Below are 15,064 nucleotides of genomic sequence, written 5' to 3' on the forward strand. Positions count from 1 at the left end.
CAGCAACCGGAATGTACTCAAAGTACATGAGGATTGCGAGCACCGCCCAACCCCGAGATGGCAAGCGCAGTAGGTTTATTCACAAGTCTAGAGTTTCTTGCCCCAGTGCAGCTTCTGCCGCAGGGTGTCGTAGTAGCTGTAGGAATGCGGATGCAGCAGGGTGACCGGGCGGCTGGCGCGGGTGATCCACACATGATCGCCGCTTCTGAGGTCGAAATGATGCTGGCCGTCGAAGTGGACGCGCGCGTCGTCGGCATAGGTGAGCGTCAGTTCGATGCGCGAATGGCTGCTGACCACGATCGGACGCGCCGACAGGGTATGCGGGCAGATCGGTACCAACGCCACGGCTTCGAGCGTCGGATGCACAATGGGACCGCCGGCCGATGGTGCCGGTCGGGCTGGTGACCACCAGGCCGTCGGCCCGCTGGCTGTAGACGAACTCGCTGTTGATGGCGATTTCCAGATCGATCAGGCGACCCGAGCCGCCTTTGCCCACCACGACGTCGTTGAACGCCGTGGCCTCGAACACAAGTTCACCTCCCCGGCGAACCTGCCCGTTGAGCAGGATGCGTTCTTCCGCCACGTACTGGCCGCTGAGAATCTCGGCGATGGCATCGAACATGTGGTCGACCGTGATGTCGGTGAGAAAGCCCAGCCGCCCCTGGTTGACGCCGATCAGCGGCGCGCCGTTCGGCGCCAGTTCGCGCGCAATCGACAGCATGGTGCCGTCGCCGCCCAGCACCACCACGACGTCGCTTTCGGTCGCCAGGTCGTGCAGATTGCGCGTGGGGAAATCCGCGATCCCGAAATGTTCGGCCGTCTGGCAGGCCAGCAGGGCCTTGTGCCCACGCGCCTGAAGGAATTCCGCCAGCGCTCGAACCGAGGCCTCCATGCCCTGATTGTCGTATTTGCCGACCAGGCCGACAGTGTGGAAAGGGATTTGCATGAGGGGCGATTATATAGGGGGATGGTGAGCGGCAAGCAGTAAGCCGTGAGCGGAGGATCAAAAGCGCCCCTCCCCGCGCCACTCACCACTCACCCCTATATAATCAACCCATGCTCAACGACCGCGCCCGCATCCTGCTGAAAACCCTGGTGGAACGCTATATCAGCGAAGGGGAACCCGTCGGCTCGCGCACCCTGTCGAAACATGCCGGGCTGGACCTGTCGCCCGCCAGCATCCGCAACATCATGGCCGACCTCGAAGAGATGGGCTTCGTCACCAGCCCGCACACCTCGGCCGGACGCATCCCGACGCCGCGCGGCTACCGCTTCTTCGTCGACACCCTGCTGACCGTGCGCCCCCTGGCGCAAGTCGAGGTCAACCAGCTCGAGCACAGCCTGACGGCGTCCGACCCGCAGCGGCTGATGACCGCGGCATCTACCCTGCTGTCCGATCTCAGCCGGTTTGCCGGGCTGGTGATGACGCCGCGCCGCAGCCCGGCCTTCCGTCAGATCGAATTTCTCAGCCTGTCGGACAAGCGCATCCTGCTCATCATCGTCACCATGGAAGGCGAGGTCGAAAACCGCGTCATCGTCACCGAGCAACCCTATAGCGCCGCCGCGCTGACCGAGGCGGCCAACTACTTCAACCAGAATTTCGCCGGCCACAGCTTCGAACAAGTGCGCAATAAGCTGCGCGACGAGCTCGGCCGCATGCGCGACGACATCACCCGCCTGATGGCGGCGGCCGTGGATGCCGGCAGCCAGGCACTCGACGCCAGCCAGGACAACGTGGTGGTGTCCGGCAGCCGCAAGCTGCTCGACGTGCAGGATCTTTCCAGCAACATGGGGAGCCTGCGCCGCCTGTTCGACGCCTTCGAGAAGAAAACCGGCTTGCTGCAACTGCTCGACCAGTCGCGCACCGCCGCCGGCGTGCAGATTTTCATCGGCGGCGAATCCGAGATGCTGCCGCTCGACGAATGCAGCCTGGTCACGGCGCCCTATTCGGTCGACGGCCAGGTGGTCGGCACGCTCGGCGTCGTCGGCCCCACCCGCATGGCCTACGAGCGCGTGGTGCCGATCGTCGACGTCACTGCCAAACTCCTGTCCAGCGCGCTGTCGCATCATTGATGAATTACCTGAAAGAGCCTGAGCACACCCACGGCCAGCAAACCCGCACCGGCATCCTACTGGTCAACCTCGGCACCCCCGGGGCGCCGACGCCCCAGGCGCTGCGCCCCTACCTCAAGGAATTCCTGTCCGATCCGCGCGTGGTGGAAATCCCGCGCGCCGTGTGGTGGCTGATCCTCAACGGCATCATCCTCAACACCCGGCCGAAAAAATCGGCCGCGAAATACGCCGCGATCTGGACCCCCGACGGCTCGCCGCTGAAGGTCCACACCGAGAAGCAGGCCAAGCTGCTGAAAGGCTGGCTGGGCGAGCGCATCGCCACCCCCTTCACGGTCGACTACGCGATGCGCTACGGCAATCCGTCAATTCCCGACACCCTGGCGAAGATGAAGGCCGCCGGCTGCGACCGCATCCTGATCCTGCCGGCCTATCCGCAATACGCCGCCTCCAGCACCGCCACCGCCTTCGACGCCGCGTTCGCCTGGCTGCAGAAGACGCGTACCCAGCCGGCCCTGCGCACGCTCAAGCACTATCACGACCACCCCGGCTACATCCACGCCCTTGCGACCAACATCCGCGACTACTGGCAGATGCATGGCCGTCCCGACCTGCTGCTGATGAGCTTCCACGGCGTGCCGCGCTACACCCTGGACAAGGGCGATCCCTACCACTGCGAATGCCAGAAGACCGGCCGCCTGCTGGCCGAAGCGCTCGGGCTCGAACCGAAGCAATATCGCCTCACCTTCCAGTCGCGCTTCGGCCGCGCCGAATGGATCCAGCCCTACACCGACAGGACGCTGGACGAGCTCGGCCGCGCCGGCACCGGCCGCGTCGACGTGGTCGCACCGGGCTTCACCGCCGACTGCCTGGAAACGCTGGAAGAACTGGCAATGGAAGGCCGCGCCACCTTCCTCGCGGCCGGTGGCAAGGAATTCCACTACATCCCCGCGCTCAACGAGCACCCGCAATGGATCGATGCGCTCGGGCGCATCGCGCTGGAAAACCTTGGGGGCTGGGTCGGCGACGGCTTCGACCGCGATACCGACGAGCAAGCCCGCCTCACCAGCAAGAACCGCGCACTGGCCATGGGCGCACGCACTTGAAGTCCTGTCCTGCCGCATAACGGGAAACGGAGCCGAGGCTCCGTTTTTCATTTCGGCCCGCCCACCTGCTTTTCCCTGCCCACGTTGCCCTAAATCCAGTGACTCAGGTTGTCGCCGGGCGATTTGATGACTACGTTTAGATCATCGAGACAGATACTTCTAATGCAGGAGAATGGGCATGACTGAAACCCCCAAAATGAATCATCTGATCCAGCAGCATATCCTCGAACACGAAATGCGCCTGAAACATGTGGATACCTTGCTCGAACGTGCCCAAAGCGGCATTGCCAAATCAGGCAGCAGCGATGCCGCGGAACAACTGGCAAGCGCAAAGGCGGAACGCGACAAACTGGCAGGGCGCATCGATGAATACAAGGTGAAGCCCCCCGATCAATGGTCGGAGGCCGAATTCGAAAAGACCGGCCCAATGGTGGTATGGGACACGATCGCACAGCAACTCGAAAGGCTGGTCGAGCGCATGGAGCGCTAGATCACGACGCATGCCGGACCGGATTGCAGGCATGCTGGATGAAATGTCGGCGCACGTGGAAGGCCAGGAAAAACGGGGCCGTGGCCCCGTTCAATCGTAGATGCCGGACGGAATCCGGTGTCCTACACCTTCTTCACGAATTCCGACTTCAAGCCCATCTGGCCGATGCCATCGATCCTGCAGTCGATGTCGTGATCGCCCTCGACCAGGCGGATGTTCTTCACCTTGGTCCCCACCTTGACGACCAGCGACGAGCCCTTGACCTTCAGGTCCTTGATCACCGTCACCGTGTCGCCATCCGCCAGCACATTGCCGTTGGAATCGCGGATGACGCGCACCTCATCCGTGGCAGCAGCTGCATCCTTCGACCATTCGTGCGCGCATTCCGGACAGACGTACATCGCACCATCTTCATAGGTGAATTCGGAACCACACTGGGGACACTTGGGCAAACCGCTCATGCCATGCCTCGCTGCGCGGTTGCGTTGCTATTTTTTACATCCATTCTGTTTTCCTTTAACAACTCAAAATCAAACCCGAACAACCCGGTTTCAACCGGTTTTATCCGCATCCAGTGCATCATTCCAGATGTCGTACGGACCTTTGGGCCGGGGAACCAGCGTCAGCAGCAGGGACAGGTCGGAATAAACGTCCGCCGGAAACCCCTGGCGGCTGCCCCGGCTGTCCACCAGCAAGGCTTGCAGCTGATCGAAACAGGTGGGCGATCCCCAGAACGCCACAATCTCGTGGACCAGGCGCGGAAAGTGTTCTTCGAGCGGGCTCAGATCGGACATGCTTTTTCTCCCTTTCCGTTGACGCAAACAATCATCGGGTGAGGCTGGGCGATGGCAGTCAGGAAAGCACGCCGCTTCCGCTCAGCCCCGCTCGTACACCACGAAATCAAATCGCAGGGCGTCGCCCTTCTCAGCTGTGTGCGACTCGCGCGCGACTTCCCTGAACGCGCTGCGGTCGTAGTCGGGGAACCACGCGTCGCCCTCGGCCTCGATGTCCACTTCGGTCAGATACAGCCGGTCGGCCAGCGGGATGGCCTGGGCATAGAGCTCGGCACCGCCAATGAAGAAGATCTCGTCGACACCCTTGCAAAGAGCAATGGCTGCGGGAATGGAATCGGCAACGAGGCAGCCATCCTTGCGATAGTCGGGATTGCGGGTGATGACGATGTTGGTCCGCCCGGGCAGCGGACGGCCGAGCGACTCGAAGGTCTTGCGCCCCATCAGGATGGGGTGGTCGAGGGTCAGCGCCTTGAAGTGGGCGAGGTCTTCCGGCAGCCGCCAGGGCAGGCGGTTCTCGATGCCGATGACGCGGTTGCGGGCGAGCGCGGCGATGACGCTGATGCGGGGTTCGTGTTGATTCATGTTTTCTCGATATTCATGCGGAGCGCTTTGCCCAGACAAGCCCGCCTGATCAAAAGGACTGCGCCAAGCAGCCCTTCGACAGGCTCAGGGCGAACGGTGGTAAAGATTGTGCCAATTCTCCCACCGGCGGCTCCCTCACGCCTCACCGCTTCACACCGCCACCGGCGCCTTGATCGCCGGATGCGGGTCGTAACCGCTGAGGGTGAAGTCCTCGAAGCGGAACGCGAAAATGTCCTTCACCTCCGGATTCAGCGTCATCGTCGGCAGCGGGCGCGGATCGCGGGAGAGCTGCTCGCGCGCCTGGTCGAGGTGATTGAGATAGAGGTGCGCGTCGCCGAGCGTGTGGACGAAGTCGCCGGGTTTCAGTCCCGTCACCTGCGCCATCATCAGGGTCAGCAGCGCATAGCTGGCGATGTTGAACGGCACGCCGAGGAAGATGTCGGCGCTGCGCTGATACAGCTGGCACGAGAGCTTGCCGTCGGCGACGTAGAACTGGAAGAAGGCGTGGCACGGCGCCAGCGCCATCCTGTCGAGGTCGGCGACGTTCCAGGCCGAGACGATGATGCGGCGCGAATCGGGGTTGCTCTTGAGCGTCTTCACCACTTCGCTGATCTGATCGATCGTGCCGCCGTCCGGCTTCGGCCACGAACGCCACTGATGGCCGTAGACCGGACCGAGGTTGCCGTGTTCGTCGGCCCATTCGTCCCAGATCGAGACGCCGTTTTCCTTGAGGTACTTGATGTTGGTGTCGCCCTGCAGGAACCACAGCAATTCGTGGATGATGGAACGCAGGTGACACTTCTTGGTGGTGACGAGCGGGAAGCCTGCGGCGAGGTCGTAGCGCATCTGCCAGCCGAACACCGAGAGGGTGCCGGTGCCGGTGCGGTCGTCTTTTTTCGTGCCGTGCTCGAGCACGTGGCGCATCAGGTCGAGATAGGGTTTCATCGTGAAGTGAATTTAAGGTTGTGCGGGTGCGGCCTGGATTTGCCCATTATCGTTGAATACGGTGTTGCCCTGAACGCCATCGTAAAAGCCGGTCAGCCGGGTGGCGGGCGACTGGCCATAGATGTCCCAGAAGGCGATCTCGAAATCGGTATTGGCCTGTACCGCAAGGGCCAGCTGGCGAAAACGCGTCTCGTCCTGCACCTTCAGCCAGCCGACCAACAGCATGGACTCGCGATAGAACTCGAAAATATTGAGGCCGAACGCGCCTGCCCGATGGCGCAGGTCGGGGGTATCGCGCGCGATAAGATCGACCCGTCGGCCGGCGCGGATCGCGGCGTACGCCTGTGCGTCGGTGGCATATTCGGCGCCGCCGCCATCCGCCGTCAGCGAAGCCCAACCCTCGTGGAACCACACCGGCAGGGTACTGTTGTAGTGGCCGATGCGCTGGCCCAGGTGAAGGTGTGCCAGTTCGTGCGTCAGCAGCCCGGGCAGGCGGGCGCTTTCGCGGCCATTCAAATTCGGCGACAGGATCAGGCGGTTGTCCGGGATGACCGCGGCGGACAGCCGCGGGGTATACACATAGCGGTTGAAGCAATCCTCGCTGCCGCAGACATACACGCGCGGCGGATGGAGAAACGGCAGGTAATGCGCCGCTTCGACTTTGGCAATGGCGGCCGGCAGCGCCGCCGACACGCGTTCGCCGTAGGCCTCGTAGCCCGGCTCGACCCAGACGCGAGCATCGTCCGCCAACGGGTAGAAGCCGTCGATCGACTGCAGGGCGCGTGGATTGCTCGCGGTGAGCGCACAGCCCTGCATGGTCGCCAGCAGCATGGCGACCAGGAGCCATTTCATGCGTCGAGAACCTGCCAACGGCCGTCGATCAACCCCTCCAGCGGCGGGTACTGTTTCTTGTAGGCCATCTTGCGGCTCTGGTCGATCCAGTAGCCCAGATAGAGGTAAGGCAGTTCCAGTCGTTTGGCCAGTTCGATCTGCCACAGCACGCCGTAGACGCCGAGGCTTTGCTGCTCGCGCGCGGGATCGAAGAAAGTGTAGACGGCGGAAATGCCATCGTCGATCTGGTCGATCACCGAGATCATCACCAGTTCATCGCCGTCGCGGAATTCGACCATCACGGTATCGACATTGGATGACAGCAGGAACTGCGTGTACTGGTCGGGGCCGTCGCGATCCATGCCGCCACCGGCATGGCGGCTGCCGAGATAGGTGCGATAGAGCGCGTAGTGTTCTTCCTTGAAGTCGAGCGGCAGGAAACGCGCGGCCAGGTGCCGGTTGCGCTTGAGGCAGCGGCGCTGGGTGCGGTTGGGCACGAAGCCGGCCACGTCGACGCGCACCGGCACGCAAGCATGGCACTGCTCGCAGTGCGGACGGTAGGTGAACTGGCCGCTACGACGAAAGCCGGCGCGGATCAAGGCACTGTAGGCCTGGTGATCGATCAGGTGGGTGGGCGTAGCCACCTGCGAACGCGCACGCCGATCCGGCAGGTAGCTGCAGTCGTATTGCGCGGTCAGGTAAAACTGGATGCGCTGGAAAGGCGGTTCAGTCGGGTGCATCTAACCTAGATACCATGGTTGGGCGCACCCGATGGTGTGTCTGGGCGGGTGACTGCCACGAAGCAAGGAGGCGGCAGGCCAGTGCCTGCAACGACGCGCGACAAAGGCAGGCGCTCGGCCAGGCGTGCCAGCGGGTGCGCAACGGTCTGAGCCAAACGGCAAATCCGATCGCCGGCAATAAGACCAATATTCATGCAAGGCTTCAATTAAGGCAATGAGTGGTCAACCGTGGTTTCTAGGTTAAACGTCCAGGGGCCAGGCTGATGTGGCAAGTTTACCAATTCCGCCAGCCTTGCCGTGAACGCCGTTCGCGGCACCGTGCGCGCACCGAGGCTGGCGAGATGCGCGGTTTCCATCTGGCAGTCGATCAGACCGAAATCCCATTGCTGCAACTGACGCGCAAGACGGACCAGCGCGATCTTGGAGGCATCGGGTTCGCGGCTGAACATCGATTCGCCGTAGAACATCCGGCCGATCGCCACACCGTAGAGGCCGCCGACCAGACGGCCGTCACGCCAGGTTTCCACCGCATGCGCATAGCCGGCATCGAACAGGCGGGTATAGGCCGCGATCATCGCCGGCGAGATCCAGGTGCCACCGGCCCCTTCGCGGGGTTCGGCGCACGCCCGCATCACTTCCGCAAACGCGGTGTCGACGCGCACCTCGAAGCCGCCATTTCGGATGCGTTTGGCGAGGGAGCGGGTCACGCGAATCTCCGATGGCACGAGCACCATGCGCGGATCGGGACTCCACCACAGGATCGGCTCACCGGGGTTGAACCAGGGGAAGATGCCGTGGCAGTAGGCATCCAGCAAGCGTTCTATCGATAGATCACCACCCATCGCCAGCAGGCCATTGGGCTCCCGCAGCGCGGTCTCGACCGGCGGGAAATTTGTGGCATTTTGGAGACGTTCGCTCATGGCGCCATGGTAACGGATTCATTTTTGGCTTGCGTCCGCATTTTTTCTTAATTACGATATGTATGTCTTATTTATATCTTTGTCTTTTTAAGAGGAGTCGCGAACATGAAAAAATCCCTGCTTGTCCTGGCCCTGGTCGCCGCCCTGCCCACCTCCGCCCTGGCTGAAAACTGGATGATGCGCGTTCGCGCGATCGACATCGTCCCGGACGTCAAATCCTCCGGTCTGGCCGGACTCGACGTGTCCGACGAAGTGGTGCCGGAAGTCGACTTCACTTATTTCGTGACGCCCAACATCGGCATGGAACTCATTCTCGGCACAGCACGCCACGAAGTGACGTTGAACGGCGCCAGCCTCGGAAAACTGAATCACCTGCCGCCCACGCTGACGGTGCAGTACCACTTCAACCCCACCCCGACGATCAAGCCCTACGTCGGTGCCGGCGTGAACTACACCCGCTTCTATAATGTCGATCTTGCCCCCGGCCTGAGTGTCGGGAAGAACAGCTTCGGCGGCGCTCTGCAGGCGGGCGTGGACATCGCGGTAACCAAGAATGGCTATATCAACCTCGACGTTAAGAAAATCTGGATCGACACCGACGTCAAATCAGGTGGCGTCAAGCTCACCAACCTGGAAATCAATCCGGTGGTGTGGGGTATCGGCTACGGGTTCCGTTTCTGACAAGAAGTACCCTCTGACGCCTGCCGGCCCGGCCTCTCTCCCGGGCTTGCCCCCGGGCGTTCTCCTGTGGGGCGGTTCATGAGCGATTCTCCTGCGCTCACGGACGCCCCGTCTTTTTCGGGTTGCTTTCACTGCGGCCTGCCGGTGCCGGACGGCGCCCACTATCCCATCCAGTTCGAAGGCGATACCCGCCAGGCCTGCTGCCGCGGCTGCCAGGCCGTGGCACAGACCATCATCGACAGCGGCCAGGGCGCCTACTACACCCACCGCACCGTGCTGCCCGCCACGCCCCAGCAGGCGGAGGCCGAGCTCGCCCAACTGGGCCTGTATGATCTGCCGGAGATCCAGGAAAGCTTCGTGCGGACTGAAACGGAGAACATCCGCGAAGCTGCGCTGATCCTGGAAAACATCGTCTGCGCCGCATGCATCTGGCTGAACGAACGCCACATCGCGGGGCTGCCGGGCGTGCTGTCGGTCGAGATCAACTACGCCACCCGCCGCGCGCGGGTGCGCTGGGATAACACCCGCATCCAACTGTCGGCGATCCTCAAGGCGGTCTCCGACATCGGCTACATTGCCCACCCTTTCGATCCCGGGCGCTCTGACGACATCTACAAGCGCGAACGCAACACTGCGATCAAGCGGCTCGCCATCGCCGGCCTCGGCATGATGCAGGTCATGATGTACGCACTGCCGTCGTACACCGCCACCGACATGAGCGCCGATATACGGCTGCTGATGAGTTGGGCAAGCCTGATCCTGACCATACCGGTGGTGGTGTACTCGGCGTGGCCCTTCTTCATCGGCGCCTGGCGCGATCTCAAGCGCCGCACGCTGGGTATGGACGTGCCGGTAGCGCTGGGCGTGGGCACGGCCTTCATCGCCAGCGTCTACAGCACCTTCAGCGGCCACGGCGAGGTGTATTACGACTCGGTCACCATGTTCATCTTCCTGCTGCTGACCGGGCGTTTCCTCGAGATGAACGCGCGCCGCCGCGCCGGTGCCGCAGTGGAGGAACTGGTCAAGCTCATTCCAGCCGCCACCACACGTCTGCCGAACTGGCCGGCGCGCGACGAGGAGCAGGTACCGGTGGCGCGGCTGGCGGTAGGCGACCATGTGCTGGTACGCCCCGGCGAAACCCTGCCCGCCGACGGTGTGGTGGTCGAGGGCGACAGCGCGGTCAGCGAAGCCCTGCTCACCGGCGAATCGCTGCCGGTATCGAAAGGCGTGCGCGCCCATGTCGTCGGCGGCAGCCTCAACCAGGCAAGCCCGCTGGTCGTGCGCGTCGACAGGCTCGGCGCCGATACGCGGCTGGCGTCGATCGTGCGTCTGCTCGACCGCGCGCAGAGCGAAAAGCCGCGCATCGGCCAGCTGGCCGACCGCGCCGCCGCCTGGTTCGTCGGCCTGCTGCTGCTGATCACCCTTGCGGTCGGCCTCGCCTGGTATGTGATCGACCCGTCGAAAGCCCTGTGGATCGTGGTATCGGTCCTGGTCGTCACCTGCCCCTGCGCGCTCGGCCTCGCCACCCCTGCCGCCCTCACCACCGCCACCGGCCGGCTCACGCGCCTGGGCCTCCTGACCACGCGCGGCCACGCCCTGGAAACGCTGGCGCGTGCCACCGACCTGGTGTTCGACAAGACCGGCACGCTCACCCACGGCCGCCTCTCCGTATGCCGGGTGATCCCGCTGGGCGGCCGCAGCGAGGCCGAAGTCGGGGCCATCGCCGCGGCACTCGAAGCCGGCTCGGAACATCCCATCGCCAAAGCGCTACGCGAGTCGGCCGTATCCATCGCGACCGCCAGTCGGGTTCGCAACACGCCCGGGCGCGGCGTCGAAGGCCATATCGATGGCCACATCTATCGACTGGGCTCGCCGCGTTTCGCTGCCGCCAGCGAAACACCACCCACCCCGCCGGAATCGGGCGGTGGCGCCTACCCGGGTGGGCACGAGCACCCTGAAGGGCATGAAAGCTGGGTGGCGCTGGCCGGCGAATCCGGGCTGATCGCCTGGTTTGCGCTGGCTGATACGCCGCGGACGGACGCGCCGGACGCCCTCGCCGCCCTGCAAAAACAAGGGCTGCGTCTGCACCTGCTGTCCGGCGATGCCGAAACGGCGGTCAGGCGCACGGCGCAGCAGCTCGGCATCGCCGACTGGCATGCCGGTGCGCTGCCGGAAGACAAGCTCGCCTATGTCAAGACGCTGCAGAACGAAGGCCGCATCGTCGCCATGGTGGGCGACGGCATCAACGATGCGCCGGTGCTCGCCGGCGCGCAGGTGTCCATCGCCATGGGCGAAGGCGCCGACGTGGCGCAGGCGGCCGCCGACATGGTCATGCTCGGCAGCCGCCTCGGCACCCTGGCCGACGGCGTCGCACTCGCCCGCAAGACACAGCACATCATCCGCGAGAACCTGGGCTGGGCGTTGGCCTACAATCTCGTCGCCATCCCCGCTGCCGCGCTGGGCCACGTCACGCCCTGGATCGCCGGCATCGGCATGTCGGCCAGTTCGCTGTTGGTCGTGTTGAACGCGCTGCGGCTCACCGACTTCAAGTCCAGAACCGCGCCTGCTGTGGCAGCCCCCCCCCTGCCCAGACCCGTCACCTGACCGACCCTGCACATGGACATCCTCCTCCTGCTCATTCCGCTCAGCCTCGTGCTCGTCGGTGCAATTGCCTGGTTCATGCTGTGGGCGGCCAAAAGTGGACAGTTCGACGATCTCGAAGGCCCGGCGCACAGCGTGATCATGGACGACGACACGCCGCCCAAGCCCGACGACACGCCGAAGCAGACCTAGTTCAGGAATCGCCTATGCTGTGAGCTGTCCTGTTTCAACGGCCACTGCACATGAACCCGCCCATCCTCTGGTATTTCGCCGATCCGATGTGCTCCTGGTGCTGGGGATTTTCCCCGGTAATCGAGACTTTGCGCGACGAATACCGCGAGCGCATGAAAATCGCACTGGTAGTGGGCGGCCTGCGGCCGGGCGAAACCGTGCCGATGACCGCAACGGGACGCGAGGACATCCTGCATCACTGGCATGCGGTGCAGGCCCGTACCGGCCAGCCCTTCCGCTTCGACGACGCACTGCCGGAAGGCTTCGTGTACGACACCGAACCCGCCTGCCGGGCGGTGGTGACGGTCGGCGGAATCGACTCCACGCAGATATTCGCGATGTTCAAGGCAATCCAGTCGGCGTTTTATGCCAAGGGACGCGACGTGACCCAAGCCGGCGTGCTGGCCGATCTGGCGGCAGGCCTTGGCGTGGATGGCAGAACCTTCCTGCGCGACTTCGACAGCGACGTCGCACATGCTCGCACCCAGGCGCATTTCAGGCAGGCGCGGCAGGCAGGCGTGCGCGGCTTTCCCACCCTCATCGTGCAGCGGGATACGCAGCTGCACCCGGTCTGCAGCGGGTGCCTGCCGCTGGACACCGTGCGCACGGAAATCGACCGTTGCCTGCAATCGGATGCGTAACGCCCCCGCCCGCCGCTAGAATCTCTCTTTCTCTTTCTGGAGCGCGTTCCGATGGCCCGTTTTCCCCTGTTGTCCACCACGCTGTTTCTCGGCGCGATCCTGCTCGGCATGTCGGGCTGCGGCGCCAGCGAGCCCGGCAAGCAGACCGTCTCCACCGCCTCGGCAGATGGCCAGCCGCCCAATCCGCGCGTACTGATCGAAACTAGCAAGGGCAACATCACGGTCGAGCTTTTCACCCGGAACGCACCGCAGTCGGTGGGAAATTTCATCAACTACGTGAAGACCGGCTTTTATGACGGCCTGATCTTCCACCGCGTGATTCCCGGTTTCATGATCCAGGGCGGCGGCATGACGCCGGACATGGCGGAAAAACCCAAGAACGCGCCGATCAAGAACGAGGCCGACAACGGCCTCAAGAACCTGCGCGGCACGCTGGCGATGGCGCGCATGGCCGACCCCGATTCGGCCTCGTCGCAGTTCTTCATCAACGTGGCGGACAACGCCTTCCTCGATCACCGCGGCACCAGCTACGACACCTGGGGCTATGCCGTGTTCGGCCAGGTAGTCGACGGCATGAAGGTGGTCGACGCCATCGTCGCGATGCCACGTGGCGACCGCGGCCCCTACCAGGATGTTCCCATCGAGCCGGTCGTGATGAAGCGCGTCACCCTGCTGCCGGAAGCAGCCGCGGCCGTCCCGCCCGGCGCCGACAACAAGCCGAAGCAATAGGCCTGTTCTGTCTTCCGCCGCCAAACTGCTGCTGCTTGGGCTGACCGCCCTGCTGGCGCTGGCGCTGGGCCTGATGGCCGGCGCCCTGCCCGCCGACCATGAACTCGCCATGCAGATCCTCACCGAATTGCGCGGCCCGCGCGTGGCCGCGGCGTTCGCCTGCGGCGGCCTGCTGGCGCTGGCTGGCGCGCTGATGCAGACGCTGTTCCGCAATCCCCTGGCCGAACCCTATCTGCTCGGCGTGTCCGGCGGCGCCGGCCTGCTGGCGCTATTGGGCATGGCCGCCGGCCTGGCGTGGCCGTGGGTGTCGGTGCTGGCCTTCGTCGGCAGTCTGCTGGCGCTGGCGCTGGCCGCCGCGCTCGGCGGCCGTCTGCTGGCGCGCGACCATACGCCGCTGCTGCTTGCCGGGGTGATGCTGGCGGCCGGCTTCGGTGCCTTGATCGCGCTGGTGTTGAGCGTGGCACCGATCGAGCGCCTGCCCGGCATGCTGTTCTTCCTGATGGGCGACCTCGCATGGACCAGCAACCCATTCATGCTGTGGGCAGCGCTGCTGCTGGCTACAGGAACCGCGCTGGGCCTGTCGAGGCGGCTCGACGTACTGCAATTGTCACCGCTGAAAGCCGCCTCGCTCGGCGTGGCGGTCGCGCCCACGCGCTGGATGCTGTTTACGCTCGCCGGTGCCTGCACCGCCCTGGTGGTGGCGCAGGCCGGCAGCATCGGTTTCGTCGGCCTGATGGTGCCGCATGCGTTGCGGAAAACGGGCTTTTCCGGCCACCGTGTCCTGCTGCCGGCCTGCGCCCTGGCAGGCGGCAGCCTGCTGGTGCTGGCCGACGCACTGGCGCGTACCGTGATCGCGCCGCGGGAATTGCCGGTCGGCGTGCTGACTGCGCTGCTCGGCGTGCCGATGATGCTCTGGCTGTTGCGCAAACCATGAGCCTCGTCGCCCACCGAGTGGTCCTGCAGGCCGGTCCCCGCACGCTGGTGGACATGCTCGACCTCGCACTCGAACCCGGCGAGGTGCTTGGCATCCTCGGCCCCAACGGTGCCGGCAAGTCGACGCTGATCTCGATGCTGGCCGGGCTCGCCGTGCCCGCGTGCGGGCAGATCATGCTCGACAACCAGCCCCTCGCCGCTCTGCCGCCGCTCACCCGCGCGCAACACATTGGCGTGCTGCCGCAGGGCGACGAAGGCGGATTCTTCGGCAGCGTGGCCGACTTCGTCGCATTGGGCCATTACCCGTTCGGCGTGGCCGCCCTCGACCTGGCGCCCCTGTTCGCCGCCTGGGAGCTCGCCGATCTCGCCCACCGTCCGCTCGACAGTCTGTCAGGCGGCGAACGCCAGCGTGCGCGGCTGGCGCAGTTGGCGGCGCAACAGCCGCGCATCGCCCTGCTCGACGAACCGCTGACCCATCTCGATCCGGCGCATCAGGCCCGGCTGCTGGCCTGGGCACGTCATGAAGCCGATGCCGGGCACAGTGTGGTGCTGACCCTGCACGACCCCAACTGGGCCGCCGGCCACTGCGACCGTCTGCTGTTCCTGTACGGCGACGGACGCTGGCAACTGGGCACGCCGGCCGCGCTGCTCACCCCGGCATCGCTCGAAGCACTGTACGGCACCGGCACGGCGGCGCTCTGGCGGAAGAGCGATCGGGTCCAGCCTGTATAATCGCCACTTGGTCAGCATTCCACCGCCCTCGCGCACCT

Annotated in this window: 17 protein-coding genes and 1 pseudogene; 10 read left to right on the forward strand and 8 right to left on the reverse strand. The window is 64.5% G+C overall.

The window, feature by feature from the left end:
* Window positions 1-87: 87 nt before the first annotated feature.
* Window positions 88-946 (reverse strand): annotated as a pseudogene (locus tag ABT23_RS06610) (NAD(+) kinase).
* Window positions 947-1,056: 110 nt separating this feature from the next.
* Between ABT23_RS06610 and hrcA the strand changes: the two are divergent.
* From hrcA to ABT23_RS06625, 3 genes are all read left to right on the forward strand, one after another.
* On the forward strand, window positions 1,057-2,073 hold the full coding sequence (hrcA, locus tag ABT23_RS06615) for a heat-inducible transcriptional repressor HrcA (RefSeq protein ID WP_296632909.1): 1,017 nt from the start codon (window positions 1,057-1,059) through the stop codon (window positions 2,071-2,073).
* Window positions 2,073-3,176, forward strand: a complete 1,104-nt coding sequence (gene hemH, locus ABT23_RS06620; protein ID WP_296632913.1) for a ferrochelatase — start codon at window positions 2,073-2,075, stop codon at window positions 3,174-3,176. The genes hrcA and hemH overlap by 1 nt, the downstream gene beginning before the upstream one ends.
* 178 nt (window positions 3,177-3,354) lie before the next feature.
* Window positions 3,355-3,666 carry a hypothetical protein gene (locus ABT23_RS06625; RefSeq protein WP_296632917.1) on the forward strand — a complete coding sequence of 104 codons (312 nt, stop codon included), beginning with the start codon at window positions 3,355-3,357 and terminating at the stop codon, window positions 3,664-3,666.
* A gap of 122 nt (window positions 3,667-3,788) precedes the next feature.
* On the opposite strand, the gene ABT23_RS06630 is transcribed toward ABT23_RS06625, so the two are convergent.
* The 7 genes from ABT23_RS06630 to aat form a co-directional block, all read right to left on the reverse strand.
* A complete protein-coding gene (locus tag ABT23_RS06630) occupies window positions 3,789-4,127 on the reverse strand; it encodes a zinc ribbon domain-containing protein YjdM (protein ID WP_296632920.1) in 339 nt (112 codons plus the stop codon).
* Between the two features lie 90 nt (window positions 4,128-4,217).
* Window positions 4,218-4,460: a hypothetical protein gene (locus tag ABT23_RS06635; RefSeq protein WP_296632922.1), complete on the reverse strand. Its 243-nt coding sequence runs from the start codon at window positions 4,458-4,460 to the stop codon at window positions 4,218-4,220.
* 81 nt (window positions 4,461-4,541) lie between these two features.
* Window positions 4,542-5,042: a type 3 dihydrofolate reductase gene (folA, locus tag ABT23_RS06640; RefSeq protein ID WP_296632924.1), complete on the reverse strand. Its 501-nt coding sequence runs from the start codon at window positions 5,040-5,042 to the stop codon at window positions 4,542-4,544.
* Window positions 5,043-5,192: 150 nt separating this feature from the next.
* Window positions 5,193-5,987 (reverse strand): thymidylate synthase, encoded by a 795-nt coding sequence (locus ABT23_RS06645; RefSeq protein ID WP_296632926.1) that lies wholly within the window; start codon window positions 5,985-5,987, stop codon window positions 5,193-5,195.
* Between the two features lie 12 nt (window positions 5,988-5,999).
* Window positions 6,000-6,839, reverse strand: coding sequence for a hypothetical protein (locus ABT23_RS06650; protein WP_296632929.1), 840 nt, complete (start codon window positions 6,837-6,839; stop codon window positions 6,000-6,002).
* Window positions 6,836-7,558 carry an arginyltransferase gene (locus ABT23_RS06655; RefSeq protein WP_296632930.1) on the reverse strand — a complete coding sequence of 241 codons (723 nt, stop codon included), beginning with the start codon at window positions 7,556-7,558 and terminating at the stop codon, window positions 6,836-6,838. Before ABT23_RS06655 ends, ABT23_RS06650 begins: the two co-directional genes overlap by 4 nt.
* A 206-nt stretch (window positions 7,559-7,764) precedes the next feature.
* On the reverse strand, window positions 7,765-8,478 hold the full coding sequence (aat, locus tag ABT23_RS06660; protein WP_296632932.1) for a leucyl/phenylalanyl-tRNA--protein transferase: 714 nt from the start codon (window positions 8,476-8,478) through the stop codon (window positions 7,765-7,767).
* A gap of 105 nt (window positions 8,479-8,583) precedes the next feature.
* On the opposite strand from aat, the gene ABT23_RS06665 reads away from it, so the two are divergent.
* The 7 genes from ABT23_RS06665 (at window position 8,584) to ABT23_RS06695 (ending at window position 15,026) form a co-directional block, all read left to right on the forward strand.
* The gene (locus ABT23_RS06665; protein WP_296632936.1) at window positions 8,584-9,159 is read left to right on the forward strand and encodes an OmpW family outer membrane protein; all 576 of its coding nucleotides are present in this window, start codon (window positions 8,584-8,586) and stop codon (window positions 9,157-9,159) included.
* Window positions 9,160-9,237: 78 nt separating this feature from the next.
* Window positions 9,238-11,763: a heavy metal translocating P-type ATPase gene (locus tag ABT23_RS06670; protein ID WP_296632940.1), complete on the forward strand. Its 2,526-nt coding sequence runs from the start codon at window positions 9,238-9,240 to the stop codon at window positions 11,761-11,763.
* A 12-nt stretch (window positions 11,764-11,775) separates the two neighbouring features.
* Window positions 11,776-11,952 carry a cbb3-type cytochrome oxidase assembly protein CcoS gene (ccoS, locus tag ABT23_RS06675; protein ID WP_296632943.1) on the forward strand — a complete coding sequence of 59 codons (177 nt, stop codon included), beginning with the start codon at window positions 11,776-11,778 and terminating at the stop codon, window positions 11,950-11,952.
* A 50-nt stretch (window positions 11,953-12,002) separates the two neighbouring features.
* A complete protein-coding gene (locus ABT23_RS06680) occupies window positions 12,003-12,632 on the forward strand; it encodes a DsbA family protein (protein ID WP_296632946.1) in 630 nt (209 codons plus the stop codon).
* Window positions 12,633-12,824: 192 nt separating this feature from the next.
* On the forward strand, window positions 12,825-13,361 hold the full coding sequence (locus tag ABT23_RS06685; RefSeq protein ID WP_366366304.1) for a peptidylprolyl isomerase: 537 nt from the start codon (window positions 12,825-12,827) through the stop codon (window positions 13,359-13,361).
* A gap of 73 nt (window positions 13,362-13,434) precedes the next feature.
* Window positions 13,435-14,295 carry an iron ABC transporter permease gene (locus ABT23_RS06690; protein ID WP_296632952.1) on the forward strand — a complete coding sequence of 287 codons (861 nt, stop codon included), beginning with the start codon at window positions 13,435-13,437 and terminating at the stop codon, window positions 14,293-14,295.
* Complete coding sequence (locus ABT23_RS06695; protein WP_296632955.1) at window positions 14,292-15,026, forward strand: ABC transporter ATP-binding protein; 735 nt, start codon at window positions 14,292-14,294, stop codon at window positions 15,024-15,026. The genes ABT23_RS06690 and ABT23_RS06695 overlap by 4 nt, the downstream gene beginning before the upstream one ends.
* Window positions 15,027-15,064 lie beyond the last annotated feature (38 nt).

The sequence above is a fragment of the Thiobacillus sp. SCN 63-57 genome (assembly GCF_001725555.1).
In the GTDB taxonomy this organism is placed as follows: Bacteria; Pseudomonadota; Gammaproteobacteria; order Burkholderiales; family Thiobacillaceae; genus Thiobacillus.